At 51.6% G+C, this 14,516-nt stretch carries 17 protein-coding genes; 9 read left to right on the forward strand and 8 right to left on the reverse strand.

All coding sequences use genetic code 11. The features are described from left to right. Positions 1–12: 12 nt before the first annotated feature. The 5 genes from lptB to ACJJI3_RS22050 all read right to left on the reverse strand — a co-directional run bounded on the left by lptB (position 13) and on the right by ACJJI3_RS22050 (position 3,518). Positions 13–738 (reverse strand): LPS export ABC transporter ATP-binding protein, encoded by a 726-nt coding sequence (gene lptB / locus ACJJI3_RS22030; protein ID WP_444940945.1) that lies wholly within the window; start codon positions 736–738, stop codon positions 13–15. Positions 739–830: 92 nt separating this feature from the next. Next, the gene (lptA, locus tag ACJJI3_RS22035; RefSeq protein ID WP_444940946.1) at positions 831–1,388 is read right to left on the reverse strand and encodes a lipopolysaccharide transport periplasmic protein LptA; all 558 of its coding nucleotides are present in this window, start codon (positions 1,386–1,388) and stop codon (positions 831–833) included. Continuing rightward, positions 1,375–1,944: an LPS export ABC transporter periplasmic protein LptC gene (lptC, locus tag ACJJI3_RS22040; protein WP_444940947.1), complete on the reverse strand. Its 570-nt coding sequence runs from the start codon at positions 1,942–1,944 to the stop codon at positions 1,375–1,377. The genes lptA and lptC overlap by 14 nt, the downstream gene beginning before the upstream one ends. Then, a complete protein-coding gene (locus ACJJI3_RS22045; protein WP_444940948.1) occupies positions 1,941–2,477 on the reverse strand; it encodes a KdsC family phosphatase in 537 nt (178 codons plus the stop codon). The genes lptC and ACJJI3_RS22045 overlap by 4 nt, the downstream gene beginning before the upstream one ends. Before the next feature lie 69 nt (positions 2,478–2,546). Beyond that, on the reverse strand, positions 2,547–3,518 hold the full coding sequence (locus ACJJI3_RS22050) for a KpsF/GutQ family sugar-phosphate isomerase (RefSeq protein ID WP_444933973.1): 972 nt from the start codon (positions 3,516–3,518) through the stop codon (positions 2,547–2,549). 409 nt (positions 3,519–3,927) lie between these two features. Here ACJJI3_RS22050 and ACJJI3_RS22055 point away from each other — a divergent pair, with 409 nt between their 5' ends. From ACJJI3_RS22055 to hisD, 5 genes are all read left to right on the forward strand, one after another. Then, positions 3,928–4,581, forward strand: a complete 654-nt coding sequence (locus tag ACJJI3_RS22055; protein ID WP_444940949.1) for an MlaC/ttg2D family ABC transporter substrate-binding protein — start codon at positions 3,928–3,930, stop codon at positions 4,579–4,581. 87 nt (positions 4,582–4,668) lie between these two features. Continuing rightward, positions 4,669–4,902, forward strand: a complete 234-nt coding sequence (locus ACJJI3_RS22060; RefSeq protein WP_444896351.1) for a BolA family protein — start codon at positions 4,669–4,671, stop codon at positions 4,900–4,902. A 44-nt stretch (positions 4,903–4,946) separates the two neighbouring features. Continuing rightward, positions 4,947–6,209: a UDP-N-acetylglucosamine 1-carboxyvinyltransferase gene (gene murA, locus ACJJI3_RS22065; protein ID WP_444896352.1), complete on the forward strand. Its 1,263-nt coding sequence runs from the start codon at positions 4,947–4,949 to the stop codon at positions 6,207–6,209. A 50-nt stretch (positions 6,210–6,259) separates the two neighbouring features. Further along, entirely contained in the window at positions 6,260–6,898 is a 639-nt protein-coding gene (gene hisG, locus ACJJI3_RS22070; protein WP_413663036.1) for an ATP phosphoribosyltransferase, read from the forward strand. A 14-nt stretch (positions 6,899–6,912) separates the two neighbouring features. After that, positions 6,913–8,223 (forward strand): histidinol dehydrogenase, encoded by a 1,311-nt coding sequence (hisD, locus tag ACJJI3_RS22075; RefSeq protein ID WP_444940950.1) that lies wholly within the window; start codon positions 6,913–6,915, stop codon positions 8,221–8,223. A gap of 47 nt (positions 8,224–8,270) precedes the next feature. Here hisD and ACJJI3_RS22080 read toward each other — a convergent pair whose 3' ends face one another. Together ACJJI3_RS22080 and ACJJI3_RS22085 are read right to left on the reverse strand one after the other, a co-directional pair. Further along, on the reverse strand, positions 8,271–8,699 hold the full coding sequence (locus ACJJI3_RS22080) for a nuclear transport factor 2 family protein (RefSeq protein WP_444940951.1): 429 nt from the start codon (positions 8,697–8,699) through the stop codon (positions 8,271–8,273). A 20-nt stretch (positions 8,700–8,719) separates the two neighbouring features. Continuing rightward, complete coding sequence (locus tag ACJJI3_RS22085) at positions 8,720–9,862, reverse strand: S1C family serine protease (RefSeq protein WP_444940952.1); 1,143 nt, start codon at positions 9,860–9,862, stop codon at positions 8,720–8,722. 384 nt (positions 9,863–10,246) lie between these two features. Between ACJJI3_RS22085 and sat the strand changes: the two genes are divergently transcribed. Then, entirely contained in the window at positions 10,247–11,437 is a 1,191-nt protein-coding gene (gene sat / locus ACJJI3_RS22090; RefSeq protein ID WP_444925708.1) for a sulfate adenylyltransferase, read from the forward strand. Positions 11,438–11,524: 87 nt separating this feature from the next. On the opposite strand, the gene ACJJI3_RS22095 is transcribed toward sat, so the two are convergent. Further along, positions 11,525–11,965, reverse strand: coding sequence for a Z-ring associated ZapG family protein (locus ACJJI3_RS22095; RefSeq protein ID WP_157954137.1), 441 nt, complete (start codon positions 11,963–11,965; stop codon positions 11,525–11,527). Positions 11,966–12,315: 350 nt separating this feature from the next. Between ACJJI3_RS22095 and zapE the strand changes: the two genes are divergently transcribed. The 3 genes from zapE (at position 12,316) to rpsI (ending at position 14,391) form a co-directional block, all read left to right on the forward strand. Further along, positions 12,316–13,440, forward strand: coding sequence for a cell division protein ZapE (zapE, locus tag ACJJI3_RS22100; RefSeq protein WP_444940953.1), 1,125 nt, complete (start codon positions 12,316–12,318; stop codon positions 13,438–13,440). Between the two features lie 114 nt (positions 13,441–13,554). Beyond that, entirely contained in the window at positions 13,555–13,983 is a 429-nt protein-coding gene (gene rplM / locus ACJJI3_RS22105; protein ID WP_282933888.1) for a 50S ribosomal protein L13, read from the forward strand. A gap of 15 nt (positions 13,984–13,998) precedes the next feature. Further along, positions 13,999–14,391, forward strand: a complete 393-nt coding sequence (gene rpsI, locus ACJJI3_RS22110; RefSeq protein ID WP_282933887.1) for a 30S ribosomal protein S9 — start codon at positions 13,999–14,001, stop codon at positions 14,389–14,391. The last annotated feature ends 125 nt before the right edge of the window (positions 14,392–14,516 follow it).

Below are 14,516 nucleotides of genomic sequence, written 5' to 3' on the forward strand. Positions count from 1 at the left end.
CATTATTTGCCATTAAATCGTGAACTCATGTCCCAAATAGACTTCGCGTACCTGCTGGTTAGCGAGGACATCATCGGGAGTGCCAGAGGCAATAATATGTCCCTCGCTAACGATATAAGCGGTTTCACAGATATCCAAGGTTTCCCTTACGTTGTGATCTGTGATCAAAACGCCGATATCCCTGTCCCGCAAGTGGCGAATAATGTGTTTGATATCGTTAACTGAAATAGGGTCTACACCAGCAAAGGGTTCATCGAGCAAGACAAAGCTTGGGTCTGTAGCCAGGGCTCGTGCAATCTCCACTCTGCGCCGCTCTCCGCCGGATAGGGCCATTCCTAGGCTGTTTTCAATGTGTGTGATATTGAACTCTTCGAGCAACTCCTGGGCCTGTTCTTCGCGCTCTGTACGATTGAGCCCTTTTCGGGTTTCGAGGATTGCGAGAATATTGTCACGCACTGACAGTCGTCGAAAAACAGAGGCTTCCTGGGGTAGGTAGCCGATTCCTTTGCGGGCGCGCCCATGCATTGACAGGCGGGTAATATCTTCGTTGTCGATCAGGACTTGCCCGGCATCGGCCTGCACCAGTCCTGCGATCATATAGAAGCAGGTGGTTTTCCCGGCTCCATTGGGGCCAAGTAAGCCAACAACCTGTCCACTTGAGACGCTGACAGAGACATCTTGGACAACTTTTCTTTTCTTATATTGTTTGGCGAGGTGTAACGCTTGTAGCGTTGGCATAATGAGTCCTGAAATCTAACCGCAGCCGAGACAGGCCGCGGATTACATCATTGTAAATAGCGCTGTTTTACAGGCATTGAAATTTGGGTGGATTACTGATCTGTGTCGGTATTTGTTTCAGTTGGCTCGCTGGATTCGGTGCTCTCAGGTTTCCAGATCATCTCAACTCTGCCTTGACCCGGTTGGCTGCGAGCGCTCATTTGCTCAGTAGCGAGATCGTAGTCGATTTTCTCGGCAGTCAGGGTGTTGCCATCGCGATCGATATAAGCTTGCCCTGTGAGCTGCAGTTCTTCAGAGCTGATGACATACTCTATGCGCTCAGCGCGGGCTTTAACTGGTTCCTCGCTCTCCAGTATCTTTTGCTGGAAGTGCGCGGGGCGGCCCACAGCAATGACCCGGCTGATTTCATCGCTGGCCGTAAAGTACACTTCCACGCGATCCGCCCTGATTTGGAGTGAGCCCTGTGTGATGACCACATTGTCACTATAAACCACTAAGTTATTGGCGCGGTCGGCTGACATAGATTCCGAGCCCACAGAGATTCTCTGGGTTCTATCATCAGGTAAAGCCTGTGCTACGGTGGTAATAGCTGCCAGCGTAATCGCAGTGAAGGTCTTAAGCATAGAGGGATAGCGGTTATTGGGTGTCATAGCTGCTCTTCACGTCGGATAGAATTTCCATCCGGTTTTCTTTCAGGTAAGCGCGCATCCCCGTTCCTTCAGTGCGGTTGGGGCCGGAGCTAATAGTAACAACTTTGTCGGTCTCGGCGAATTCCCTGTCAGGGAAGATTGTGATTCGCGGTGTCTCCAATTGGATGCCATTCGGGCCAGGGAGTTCATCAATTTGAACGTCGCCACTAAGTACGATACGTTCTCCTCGATTGAAGGCCACACCCCTTTGGGAGCGAGTTGCCCACTTGGGCTGGTCGTCCGTATAGAACAGCATGCGCGGCTCTTTAAGGTTGGCTCGATCCCGACGTTTAAATTGAAAATAGGTGATTTGCTCTGCATCTACTCGATAAGCTAGGTTGCCTGCCTGGTCAAAATGGCGAGTTTCAGCCCTTTTGATAACAAGGTCCGCAGCCCGATTTTGTTGCTGAGGAGTGGGCCTTTTGCCTAAGAGCTGTTCTGGCGGACTCTCGGAAAACCAGAGCCCGGCACTTATAAGCAGAATGACCAGTATGAGAGGCAACCACGAGCGCATCATTTTTCTCCGATATAGGGGGCGAGCGCCGCGTCAAAGGTCCCTTGTGCAATCATAATGCGGTCGCAGACTTCGCGTACAGCACCCTCGCCGCCACGGGCCTCTGTGATCCACAGGGCTCGCTCCCGTACGGGGGGGGCTGCATTAGGTGGTGCGATGGGGCATCCGACCTTGGTCATTACCAGTAGATCGGGATAATCATCCCCGACATAGGCGATATCTTCCAGGCGGCATGACTCTTCAGAAAGTAACTCCTGTAGTGCGGCAAACTTGTCCTCTCGGCCCTGGATCAATTTATTGATACCCAAGTCGTGCGCTCGGCGCTCTACAACATTACTGCGCCGGCCGGTAATGATTGCTACACGCACCCCAGAGTTTTGCAGCATTTTAATGCCGTGCCCATCCAGGGTGTGGAAGGTTTTGAGCTCGTTGCCGCTATTGTCAAAATAAAGCTTGCCATCTGTCAGAACACCGTCCACATCCAGAACAAGCCAGCGGATATTTTTCAGGGAGTCATTTAATTTTTGTTCGGGCATCACCGGAGTAATCTCTCTTCGCCTTTGATTGTGAGGGCAAAACCTGCGTATTAATTGTCCGGTATTATCTCAGATAACTCCGGCGCGCAGAATATCGTGCATATGGAGTACGCCGACAGGGTGGTGAGCTTCATCTTCTACCACTAATGCAGTGATTTTGTAGTCCTCCATAATTCTCAGGGACTCTGCAGCGAGGGTGTCAGCAGAAACCGTTTTAGGGCGGCGACTCATCACCTCCTCCATGAGTGCTTTGTCGAGTTCGATTTTTTGATCTATTACTCGGCGCAAATCACCGTCGGTGAAAACGCCCAGTAATTCACCGTCGCTATTTACAATAGTTGTCATGCCGAACCCTTTGCTGGTCATCTCTAGCAGGGCTTTTGATAGCAGCGTCTCTGGAGTTACCTGGGGGAGTTCATCGCCCGCATGCATCACGTCCTCAACCTTCAGTAGAAGCCTGCGCCCGAGGGCGCCGCCGGGATGAGAGAAGGCAAAATCTTCGGCAGTAAAACCCCTGGCCTCGAGCAGGGCGACTGCAAGTGCGTCTCCCATCACCAGAGTAACTGTTGTTGATGAGGTGGGGGCCAAGTTGAGGGGGCAGGCCTCTGTGGCTACCGATATATCCAAATTGACTTCCGCAGCTTGAGCCAGAGGGGAGTCGGTTTTTCCTGCCATGCTAATTAGTGGAATGCCCAGGCGTTTTAGCAGAGGCAGTAGGGTGAGGACTTCAGCGGATGAGCCAGAATTGGATATGGCTATGACAACATCATCCCGAGTGATCATTCCGAGATCACCGTGGCTCGCTTCGCCGGGGTGAACAAAAAAGCTCGGTGTGCCAGTGCTGGCAAGGGTGGCCGCGATCTTTCGGCCAATATGCCCAGATTTTCCCATGCCGGTAACAATTGTGCGGCCGCGACATTGCATAATCATTTCACAGGCTCGCTGGAATTCGCCATTAACTCTGTGTTCCAGTGCTGCCACCGCTTCAGTTTCCATGCGGACGGTGCGGCGCCCAGCTTCCAAAATCAAATCCTGTGTCATCAACTGCCTCGAATCGCTTACTAGTGCTCTAACAAGTTCTCGTAAAACTGTCTTATTATGCGACAGTTACGATATTTACTTATGCGACAGCGTGGATAATTTTTGTCATATGAGTCCAATATTTAAAGGCGACTCGATCTTTTGCTGTCGTGCTAATCTATATTAGCGGGCTGCTGGCGGCGGAAAAAGCCAGTGCGCACTTTAGGTGTGTCAAATGACACGCTCGTACACCGCCACATTGCCGGGTGTGGCCATGGTATAGTTTGCCGTCTCCGCTGTCAGCTATGTCACTCAATGGATGATCGACACACTCTCAGTTGGGCTGCGGGAAGGTTGATATGTGGTATTGCTATGGCACTAAATTCTGTCATATGCGTCCAAGGATTGATTTGCTAACTGGAGATAATTTGTGAACGCATCATTTTGGATTGGCCGAAACGGTTTGTCGCGGTGGATTAGATTTGCGCTTTGTGTTGTTTTTGCTTCTGCAGTGGTGCCTGCAGCCAATGCGGCCCAAAATCCATATGTAATGATTAAAGGGGTTTCCGATGAGCTTTTGGGGGTAATTCGTACCAACGCTCAGTATGCAAATTCAGACCCACAAAGATACTACAGTGCTGTTGAAGGGGTGCTGACCCCGGTTGTTGATTTTGACTTTATCGCTCGCGGTGTAATGGGGCGCTATGCCAAGCAGGCGACTGCCGACCAACGCTCTCGCTTTACGGATGCTTTTCGTCGCGATCTTGTAGCGACATTTGCTCGCGGCGTGGCAAATTTTGGCGACCTGGATGTAAAAGTGGTCAATCCCGGCACCACACCTCAAGGTAATCGTGTAAATGTGCTGCAGGAAGTTCGCAGTAAAGAGGGTATAACAAAAGTTTCGTATACCTTGGTGCGCAATCGGACAGGCCAGTGGAAGTTGATCAATGTGATTCTGAATGGGGTCAACCTGGGTAAGACTTTCCGCAGTCAGTTCTCGCAGTCAATGCAGACTTATGGGGACATCGACAAGGTGATTTCTAATTGGTCAGCGGCAGACGATGCCGCAAATAAAGTGAGTTGATCCGCGAACTTTGGAGTGCGTAGCTGCGCACTCCGCTTGATTCAAGTACACTTGCGTGCTGTTTTTAACCAATCGCAAGTCCCTCCTATGCAACCAGACGAAATCAAGGCCCTAATCGAAGGGCAAATTCCCGATAGTACTGTTGAAGTGGCTTTTGAAGGTAGTCACCTGATGGTCACTGTAGTGAGCAGTTCCTTTGAGGGGCTGAGTCGTTTAAAAAAGCAACAGCTTGTCTATGCCGCACTTGGTGAAAAAATCGCCGATGGCACCTTGCATGCCGTGCAAATGCAGACTCTGACTCCAGAAGAAGCCAGTCGTTAACTTGCCATTGCCGCTGAGGTGTTGGCTATCTAGAAAGAAATTGAATGGATAAGTTGATAATAGAGGGTGGCAGCCCAATTTCCGGGACTCTGCGGATTTCTGGTGCTAAGAATTCAGCCTTGCCGATATTGGCTGCTGCTTTGTTGGCTGACGGGCCCGTGCAAATCGATAATTTGCCGCATCTCAACGATATTACCACCATGATTACCCTGCTCCGGTGTATGGGGTGTGATGTCACTATTGATGAAAAGCTGGGTGTTGAAATTGACCCTCGCTCAGTCAATGACCTGACAGCTCCCTATGAACTGGTTAAGACGATGCGGGCCTCAATCCTGGTTCTTGGGCCCCTGCTGGCTAGGCATGGAGTTGCTAATGTCTCCTTTCCCGGTGGTTGTGCAATTGGCAGCCGCCCGGTCGATATTCACCTAAAGGGCCTTGAGGCAATGGGTGCGGAGATAACCATCGATGGTGGTTTCATTCGGGCGCGCTCCAATGGTCGTCTTAAGGGAGCCAATATTGTCATGGAGAAAGTGACAGTTGGCGGCACTGAAAACCTGTTGATGGCAGCGGCACTGGCAGAGGGAACTACGACTCTGCACAACGCCGCTCGCGAGCCTGAAATCGTCGATTTGGCAGAGTTCCTTATTGCTATGGGGGCTCAGATTGAAGGGGTTGGCACTGACACCCTGCGTGTTCACGGTGTACCTAAGCTTACCCCCTGCAAGTTCACTGTTATGCCGGACCGTATTGAAACCGGAACCTTCCTTGCGGCAGCTGCTGCGGCGAGGGGCAAAGTGCGCCTGCTCAATACTCGTGCCGATATCCTCGATGCGGTTATGGTTAAGTTCGAGGAGGCCGGAGCTCATATCAGTTGTGGCGACGATTGGATTGAGCTGGATATGAAAGGCAATCGCCCTAAAGCGGTGAGCTTCCGTACAGCGCCTTACCCAGCCTTCCCTACAGATATGCAATCCCAGTTCACAGCAATGAATGCTGTAGCCGAAGGAAAGGGAACTGTAGTTGAAACAATCTTTGAAAACCGCTTAATCCAGGTTCATGAGCTGAATCGAATGGGGGCGGATATCACTCTGGAGGGCAATACAGCAATTGTTACCGGGGTGGAGAAGCTTAAGGGCGCTCCAGTAATGGCTTCAGACCTGCGTGCGTCAGCTAGCTTGGTTATAGCTGGTATGGTGGCGGAGGGTACTACTATGGTAGATCGTATTTATCATATTGACCGCGGCTACGAGTGTATTGAGGAAAAGCTCCGACAGCTGGGCGCGAATATTCGGCGAGTTCCTGGCTGATTGCTAAGAAGTTAACCCCTAGAGCCAATGACGGACTGGCGTAAATCGAAATGACTGCACAAATTACAATCGCACTGACAAAAGGGCGGATTCTTCAGGAGACTCTACCGCTTCTCAAGGCGGCAGGGTTGGAGCCTGCTGAAGACCTAACTAAAAGTCGAAAGTTGATATTTCCGACGAATCGCGAAGGGGTGCATCTCCTCCTCCTGAGGGGAGTGGATGTGCCCACTTATGTGCAGCATGGAGCCGCAGATATTGGTGTGGCGGGGAAAGACACTCTACTCGAGCATAGTTCTGATGGTATATACGAGCCTCTCGATTTGGGCATTGCCCGCTGCCGCCTGATGACCGCTGGTGTTAAGGGGGGGCAACTGCCCAGTGGTCGAATTAAGGTCGCTACCAAGTTTGTACAGAGTGCCAAAAAGCACTATGCCTCGATTGGCCGTCAGGTTGACATTATTAAGTTGTATGGGGCTATGGAGCTTGCTCCGCTAATGAATTTGGCCGACGAGATTGTCGATATTGTAGATAGTGGCAATACGCTAAAGGCCAATGGCCTTGAAGCCCGAGAGACTATTGCGCAAATCAGCAGTCGATTGATCGTCAACAAGGCAGCCATGAAGATGAAATATGCGCCAATCAATAGTTTGATTGAGAAGTTGGCATCGGCTGTAGCACAAACCAAATAGATACCCGAAGCATTATGACGAGCAAAGTGATTCGTCGGCTAAATACGGTCGATAGAGATTTCGATGGCCAATTGAAGCAGCTATTGGCTTGGGAGGCAGTGGCAAATCAAGAGGTTGAAAGTATCGTTGCAGAAATATTGCAGCGTGTTCGCGCTCATGGTGATAAGGCTGTTATCGAGTTCACCAACCGCTTTGATCATCGGCACCTGGAAAGGGCGAAAGACTTTGCTCTGCCGGCTGCTGAGCTTACCGCGGCTCTAGGTCGTATAAGTACCGAGGAGCGCGAGGCCCTGGAGGCAGCTGCTAATAGAGTGAGGCGTTACCACGAGCATCAAAGACAGGAGTCCTGGCGCTATACGGAGGCCGATGGGACTGTGCTGGGGCAGCAGATTACCCCAATGCAAAGTGTCGGCATTTATGTTCCTGGAGGTAAGGCGAGTTACCCTTCTTCCGTGCTTATGAATGCAATTCCTGCAAAAGTTGCTGGGGTTGACGCCGTAAATATGGTGGTGCCGGCTCCGAAAGGGGCGCTGAACGACCTGGTGTTGGCGGCAGCGGCAATAGCAGGGGTGGACCGGGTGTTTACGATTGGCGGTGCCCAGGCAGTAGCGGCGCTAGCCTATGGTACTGAGTCTGTCCCCGCGGTGGATAAAATAGTTGGCCCGGGGAATATCTTTGTGGCCAGTGCCAAGCGTGCTGTTTTTGGTCATGTCGCTATCGACATGATTGCGGGCCCCTCTGAAATTCTGGTGATTTGTGATGGGCAAACAAATCCTGACTGGATTGCCATGGATCTGTTGTCACAGGCTGAGCACGATGAACAGGCGCAGTCAATTCTGTTGTGTCCTGACTCCAAGTACTTAGATCGGGTTGAGAGTTCGCTGCAAAGGCTTCTAGCCGAGTTGCCCCGAGCTGAAATTGCCTCCCGCTCCCTTGCTGATCGTGGAGCATTGATCCAGGTGGAATCTATTCAGCAGGCGATAGAAATCTCTAATCAGATTGCGCCGGAGCACCTGGAAGTTTCAGTAGATAACCCTGAAGCTTACCTTCCTGAGATCCGGAATGCCGGAGCCATTTTCCTTGGGCGCTATACGGCAGAGGCATTGGGGGACTACTGTGCTGGCCCCAATCATGTCCTTCCTACCAGTGGCACTGCCCGTTTTTCCTCACCGCTGGGAGTTTACGATTTCCAGAAGCGCAGTTCGGTGATCTACTGTTCTGAAAAAGGTGCTGATACCTTGGGGCGCGTAGCGCATACTCTTGCGCTTGGGGAGGGGTTAGAAGCTCATGCCCGCTCTGCGGGTTTTCGGGTCAAGGATCTCTGAGTAATACACCCCGACAGGTTCCTCTATGCGGGGTGTACATAACGCACTTATTCTATAGGGGGGATGCGGGTAGCCTGCCAGGCTAGCGCGCGCCACTCACCGTCCCGTTTAATAAATGTGCCGGTATTAAAGTAGTAGCTTTGTTCACCCTTGCCGCTGTCATTTGCAGATAACTTGAATGCAATGATAGCGATATCCCCTAGCAACCGAATGTCGATCTCCTCGGCGGCATAGCTCGTAGTTACAGGCTCGGTGGGAGATGTTTGCATTCCTTGCATAATCTCGCTTTTTCCAAAGCGTTTTCCGTTTGAGCTGGTGTATACCAGGTCCTCGGCCCAAAAGCGTTGGTGGGCCTGGGGATCAGAGGCAGCTTTGCTGATAAAATCAATCAGCAGTTTTTGTAAATCTTCCTTATCTTCCGCTACTGCGGGAGTTACAGTTATTGTAAAAAGCAGAGCTAAAACCATTGAGCGCATGGAGGCTCCTCCTTGAGGGGTTATTCTATTGCTGTTTTTGTCTGTGGCTCTTCTGAAACTGTGGCATTAACTGTATGGGAAGCACCTTCTCTAATAAAGGTTATTGAGATGGTATCGCCGGGGCGCAGAGTGGCCATAGTGGCCTCTCCCTGTTTGCCATCGCCGATAGGGAGGCCGTCAATATGCGTGATGACATCTCCTGGCTGAAGACCTGCAACATGCGCGGGGCCCTCGTTGTAAATAGCTGTTACTAATACGCCACCAGTAGAGTTTAAATTGAACTCCTTGGCCATTTGAGGGCTAATGCCAGTAGCTTCAATGCCCAGCCAGCCGGGTACAACCCGTCCGTAAGCGATAATATCTTGCATGACTTTGAAGGCAATATTGGCGGGAATAGCAAAACTGATTCCGCCTGAATAGCCGGATTGATTGAGAATTGAGGTGTTGATGCCGAGCAGGCGCCCTTGAGAGTCAACCAGTGCGCCGCCAGAGTTTCCAGGGTTGACCGCAGCATCTGTCTGCAAAAAGTTCTGTAAGTAGCTGCCGGTACCTGAGTTTTCAAGGTGACGGCCTTTCGCACTGATAATGCCTTGAGTCACAGTTTGCCCGACTCCAAAAGGGTTGCCGATTGCGAGGACGACGTCGCCCACCTGTGCTCTGTCGGGCTCACCAACAGAAATGGAGGTCAGGCCGTCAAGGTCAATTTTGAGGACGGCCAAGTCAAAATCTGTATCGCTTCCGACGAGTCTTGCCTGTGCCTCCCGTCCATCAGCTAAAAGAATAACAATGGCATCTGCCTGGTCGACTACATGATGATTGGTCAGGATGTAACCGTTGTCACTGGCAATGACACCCGAGCCAAGATTGGATTGCATCCTCTGCCTTTGCGGGACATCCATGTTGTCGAACAAGCGCCTAAAAAGGGGGTCATTGAACAGCGGATGCTGGCGCTGCGGCATAGCCATTCGGGTGTAGATATTGACTACAGCAGGGCCTGCCACATTGACGGCATGGGCATAGGAAACCGGACCTTGGGCATTATTTCCATTGGCCTCAGGGGCGATACCACGCAGTTGTGGGAATATAACCAAGAGCAGGGCAGCCATGGCAAGGCCTACCAGGGTTGGTAGGATCCAATCTTGTAAAAATCGGTTTTGGGACACTCGTGACTCCTCTTTGCGCTGATTATACACACGTCTTCAGGCGGAATCGCTGCACATGGCGTTTGTTAGAGGAAATAGTTTCTTTTGGCTGGGTGGTTGCTCACGGCACAACAATTAGCATATAGGGGCTCTACAAAATGGCTTGGACAGAGGGGCAGTTTGTGAGCCTAATTGAAGGGCGCTTGTATTTCTCACTCTACTATATAGCGATTGTCCGGGTCTGCTCGCTTGGCTGTTGAGACCCTGGAGTTGCTCGGGGAGTGGAATTTGGGAGGTATAATCTAACTCCTGTATGGCAATGACATTGGTCGCTTACGATAGATGCGTATAATGGCCAATCGAAATTTTAAGACTAACCGGTAACTACTGTTTTTGGAGACCTAAATGTCCCTAGTTCGCCCCCATGGCAGCGTTGAACTTCAGCCACGCTTTGTATATGACAGTGAGAGGCATCACCAGTTGATGCACGAAGCGGAGTCCCTGCCGTCAATCGTGGTCAGTTCGGCAGCTGCCGCTAATGCGGTAATGCTTGGGGCGGGATACTTCAATCCGTTGCACGGCTATATGAACCTGGCAGATGCCATGAGTGTTGCTGAAACCTTGCGCACAGTAGATGGCCTGTTCTGGCCAGTGCCGGTTGTTAATGTTGTTAAAGACGCCAGTGAAATTGAGGGTGCCTCCCGTATAGCCCTGCGTGACCCGAATGTCGAGGGTAATCCGGTTCTCGCCGTGATGGATGTTGAGGCGATCGAAACCATTTCAGAAGAGCAAATGGACACCATGGCTGAGCAGGTGTTTGGCACTCTGGATGAGAAACACCCCGGTGTCGCAACTTTTAAGTCTGCGGGTAGAACTCTGATATCGGGCCCGATCGAAGTGCTGAACTTTAGCTACTTCCAGAATGACTTCCCGGATACTTTCCGCACTGCGGTTGAGATTCGCAATGAATTCAAAGAGCGTGGCTGGAATAAGGTGGTAGCCTTCCAGACTCGTAACCCGATGCACCGCGCACACGAAGAGCTTTGCAAGATGGCCCTCGACGGAGTGGAAGCCGATGGTGTGCTGATTCATATGCTGCTTGGCCAGCTGAAGCCAGGTGATATCCCTGCTCCGGTGCGCGATGCCTCCATTCGTAAGATGGTAGAGTTGTACTTCCCGGCGAATACTGTGATGGTGACCGGCTATGGCTTCGATATGCTGTATGCTGGCCCGCGCGAAGCGGTATTGCATGCGGTGTTCCGCCAGAACTGTGGCTGTAGCCACCTTATTGTTGGTCGCGATCACGCCGGCGTTGGCGATTACTACGGCGCTTTCGATGCTCAGACAATCTTCGATGAAAAGGTGCCCGAAGGCGCTCTTGAGATTGAAATTTTCCGTGCCGACCACACCGCTTATTCCAAAAAGCTGAATAAGGTGGTGATGATGCGTGATGTTCCTGATCACACGAAAGAAGACTTTATTCTGCTTTCAGGTACTAAGGTGCGTGAAATGTTGGGTGATGGTATTGCGCCGCCTCCTGAGTTTTCTCGCCCCGAAGTGGCGCAGATTTTGATGGATTACTATCAGAGCCTGTAAATGCCGAATAAAAAAGGCGGGTTATTACCCGCCTTTTTCTATTTCTTGGAAAGCTGCGTTTCATCATCTCGTACAGCTTGTTAATTATTAGCTGCTCTCATGGGCCTCTTTTTCGAGTCCGTAGTCCTCAGCAAGCGTGCCTTTGGCACCAGGTTCCTTGGGGGCCCAGTCGCGAGGCGGCTCTATATCCTGCAATTTCTCATCGTTGTCTTTTAATTTTCCACTGCCGGCTTTTAGCATCTGGCGGCCAATATCCTGGCTGGATAAGCGCAGCGCACTATTAGATAGGTATTCGTGAACCTCTTTATAGCTCTCGGTGAGGTTGTGAACAAGTTGTGACGTTTGGTCAAAGTGATCGTTGACCTGCAACTGGAAATCTTCGAGTTTGTTGTTGGCTTCGCGGAGTCTCTGCTCCAGTTCCTCTGAGCGCTCCACACTGGTACGCCCGCGCACAGCCAGGAATGCGAGGAATGCACCCAGGGTCATACCGAGGACGCCGACTAGAATTAATACCGATGTAGAGTGCACTTACTACCTCCTCAACTTGCTTTTTTATTGTACAGATCGCCTCGTGGAGAGATGAGGCTGCCAATCTTGGCCCAGCCGGCTTCTGCACTTTGGGTAGCCCGCGTTCGTGGCTATTGCCCCTCATAATAGAGAGGCCAGTATACGCGATTATTACGCTGACAATTAATGTTGTCGGTCAATTGCGACAGAATGCTTGGTGCCCGGTTCCAGTTTGCGGGGAGGGCTGGCTATTTCGGGTAGTTGCACTGTTGTAAAGGGTGCCAACCATGTCTATCTGCGGTCTATGCGTAGATTGGTTGAATTTGATAGAGTGCGCGCCAGTTATTCAGTAGTCGAAGAAATTTTCCTCTATGTTGCCCGCCAAACCACTATTTTCTTCCCCTCTTGAGCGTTATGAGAGTGATCTTCAGCGCCCTGACTTTGTTGAGGATCAATCCCAGCGTCAGGCAGTCGAGGAGTTGCAAGATCTCCATCGGCGTCTGGTGGCCCGGTCTGAGCGCGGTGCGATCGTCAGTTTCTTGTCCCGTATTCGCAGTCGCGCTAATGAGCCCGAGAAGGGTCTCTACTTTTGGGGTGGGGTAGGTCGTGGAAAGACCTACCTAATGGATGCGTTTTTTGAGTCCCTGCCATTCGCGGAAAAACAGCGCACCCATTTCCATCGCTTTATGCGGCGGGTTCATCAGGATCTAAAAGAGTACGCTGGAGAGAAGAACCCGCTGGAGAAGGTGGCGGATAAGATTGCCCGCCGCGCTCGGGTGCTCTGCTTTGATGAGTTTTTCGTCTCAGATATTGCCGATGCCATGATATTGGCCGGTCTGTTGGATGCGTTGTTCCGCCGGGGGGTGGCCCTGGTGGCGACCTCGAATATTGTGCCCAAGGGCTTATATAAGGATGGGCTGCAGAGGGTACGGTTTCTTCCCGCCATCGATCTGTTGGAGAAATACACCAAGGTGGTTAATGTCGATAACGGTACCGATTACCGGCTGCGCACTCTGGAGATATTGGAGCTATATCATTCTCCACTGGGACCTGAGGCGGATAGCAGTCTGGAGCAGAGTTTTTCGCAGCTGAGTGTCAGCGGCTGCGAAGCTCGTAGCGAGGTTCAGCTGCAAGTGGAGGGGCGCCCAATTCGAGCCTTGAAAGTAGCGGATGATGTTGCGTGGTTTGATTTTGTGGATCTATGCGATGGGCCGCGATCGCAAAATGACTATATCGAATTGGCCAGGGAGTTCCATACGGTGCTTCTGGGGTCGGTGGTCAAGTTTGATGAGCGTATGGATGCCCAGGCGCGTCGCTTCATTAATCTGGTGGATGAATTTTACGACCGGTGCGTGAAGCTGGTGATTTCTGCGGAGGTTCCAGCTGAGGAACTGTACGTCGGCCGGAACCTTAAGTTTGAGTTTGAGCGCACGGTGAGTCGGCTTTTGGAGATGCAGTCCCGCGAATATCTGGAGCGGCCCCACCGCCCCGAATAAGTCTGTCGGGTCGGGGTAAATTCTGCTTGAAAAGCATACACTCCTTTTGTACTATCCGCGCTCTTTTGTGGGACGGCCCCTAATTCTGGGGGTCATATTACAGGTGTTTATAACATGAAGACTTACAGTGCCAAGCCAGAAGCGGTAAAACGCGACTGGTACATTGTTGACGCTGCGGACAAGACCCTCGGCCGTATTGCTGCCGAGATCGCAACCCGCCTGCGCGGCAAGCACAAGCCTGAATACACGCCCCACGTGGACACTGGTGATTACATTGTTGTAATCAACGCAGAAAAGGTTCGCGTGACCGGTAACAAGGCCAAAGACAAGATCTACCACAGCCATTCCGGCTACCCCGGTGGTCTCAAATCCATCAGCTTCGAAAAGTTGATCGAAAAAGCGCCCGAGCGCACCGTTCAAAGCGCCGTAAAAGGCATGCTGCCGAAGGGTCCTTTGGGTCGTGCCATGTTCAAGAAGCTGAAAGTATACAGCGGTAGTGAACATCCTCATGCGGCACAACAGCCGATTGAACTGGCGCTCTAAACGGGAATATATCTGATGGCAACTACTCAATACTACGGTACCGGCCGCCGCAAAACCTCCACCGCTCGCGTCTTTCTCGCGGCGGGTGAAGGTAAAATCACCGTAAACGGTCGCACCCTGGACGAATACTTTGGCCGTGAAGTGGCTCGCATGATCGTGCGTCAGCCGCTGGAAAAGGTTGAAATGGTCGAGAAATTCGATATCACTGTTACTGTTAAAGGTGGCGGTTCCTTTGGTCAGGCGGGTGCTATCCGTCACGGCCTGACCCGTGCCCTGATGCAGTACGACGAAGCGCTGCGTCAACCGCTGCGCGCCGCTGGTTATGTTACCCGCGACGCCCGTGAGGTTGAGCGTAAGAAAGTGGGTCTGCGCAAAGCGCGTAAGAAGCCGCAGTTCTCCAAGCGATAAGCTTTCTTTTTGGCCCGGCTTTTGCCGGGCTTTTTTATATTCCCGTATCTGTGGTTATCCAGTGTTCTTATGACTTTTGCTGGATATATCGCGGTTTCGCCGCGTGATTCCCGACGTTCCCCGTA

This window comes from Microbulbifer maximicatervae (SeqCode), from assembly GCF_052466985.1.